General features: G+C 59.3%; 1 protein-coding gene. It reads left to right on the top strand.

Going from position 1 to position 1089, the window contains the following annotated elements; translation table 11 throughout:
* Window positions 1-93 precede the first annotated feature (93 nt).
* The coding region (locus ACXJ7R_RS33875; RefSeq protein WP_457155596.1) for a bestrophin family protein at window positions 94-1089 on the top strand (996 nt) is incomplete at its 3' end.

Raw genomic sequence — 1089 nt, 5'->3', positions numbered from 1 at the left:
GCTTCATGCCAAGACGGCCATTCATGGTGAGCAAACGGTATGCTAGGCGTGATGGCTTGATTCGCCTGTCGTCCACGCTTTCGAGGGCACCCGATGTATGTAGGCCGTTCCTACAAGGTGGTAGATTTCGCTCTCTGGTCGCGGGGCAGTGTCATCTACATGGTGGTGGTGAGCGCACTGGCCGTGGCGGCCTACCGTCTGCCGGGCATCGCCGGGTTTTCGGTGCCATGGTCCGTCGTGCTCGTGCTCGGCACCACCGTGTCACTCGTTGCCGGGTTCAAGAATTCGCAGGTTTTCACCCGCAGCAGTGAAGCGCTGCAAGCCTTTGCGCAAATTACAGCCAGCAGCCGGTTGTGGTCCAATTTCTGCAGGGACTTCAACGATGTGCCGACAGCCAGGCAACTCATCTACCGCCATCTCGCCTGGTTGACGGCCCTCCGGTTCGCCCTGCGGCGGCCGATGCCGTGGGAATCCATGGGGCGGGCGGCCAATGTCGAATTCCGGCGGCGTTACAAAATCCAGGAGGATGCGGGCTCGATCGCCGACGAACTGCGTCCGCTGCTGGGCGAACAAGCCGACGACGTCCTGAAGTCGCCTCGTCCAGCGCTAATCCTGCTTGAAATGCAATCGGTCCAGGTCAATGCGTTGTTCAAGGAGGCCAAAATCCCTCCGCAGGTCTATGTCGAACTCATCAAGCTGATCCGCGACTTCCATGATCAGCAGGCGCGCTGCGACCGCATCAAGAACAATCCATATCCCCGGCAATACGCCATCGTCAGTTCCTTGTTCGTCATGATCTTTTGCACCTTGCTGCCATTTGGCGTCGTTCCAGTCTTTGCCGACATGGGCAAATTGGGTGGCGCACTCGGCCCGATCGCGATCTGGCTCACGATCCCGTTCAGCACACTCCTGGGGTGGGCATACATGTCTCTCGACCAGGTCGGCGAGAGCAGTGCCAACCCTTTCGAGGGCAACGCCAACGATGTTCCGATCTCGCAAATCTGTCGCGACATCGAGATCGAACTGCGCACCGGGCTTGGTGAGGTTGACCTCCCCAAGCCATTGCTGCCAGTCAACGATATCGCGACC

This window comes from Mesorhizobium sp. P5_C1, assembly GCF_054049815.1.
Note: the sequence above shows the minus strand (reverse complement) of the source record. Positions and strands in the feature narration are given on the sequence as shown.